Annotated in this window: 1 pseudogene; it reads left to right on the top strand. The window is 64.2% G+C overall.

What is annotated here, in order from left to right:
* Positions 1-288: pseudogene (locus EN824_RS34680) on the top strand (AEC family transporter); the annotation flags it as partial.

The raw sequence follows: 288 nt of genomic DNA, 5'->3' as shown, positions 1-288 counted from the left end.
CGGCCGGCATCTCGCCGACGCGAGTGTCGATGCCATCGCCGCGTCATATCCGAACACGGGCTACATCGGCTTTCCGCTCGGCATGATCGCGTTCGGTCAGGCGAGCCTCACGCCCACCACCATCGCGACCATTCTGGTGGCGTGCGTGCTGTTCGCGGGCGCCATCGTGTTGATCGAAATGGGTTTGCAGACAGAACGCACACCGCACAAACTCGGCCTGAAAGTGCTCGGCTCTCTGGCGCGCAATCCGCTGATCGTGTCGCCTGTCGCAGGGGCGCTGTTCGCCAG

It is taken from the genome of Mesorhizobium sp. M8A.F.Ca.ET.181.01.1.1, from assembly GCF_004792025.1.
In the GTDB taxonomy this organism is placed as follows: Bacteria; Pseudomonadota; Alphaproteobacteria; order Rhizobiales; family Rhizobiaceae; genus Mesorhizobium.
This window is presented reverse-complemented; position numbering and strand designations above follow the sequence as displayed.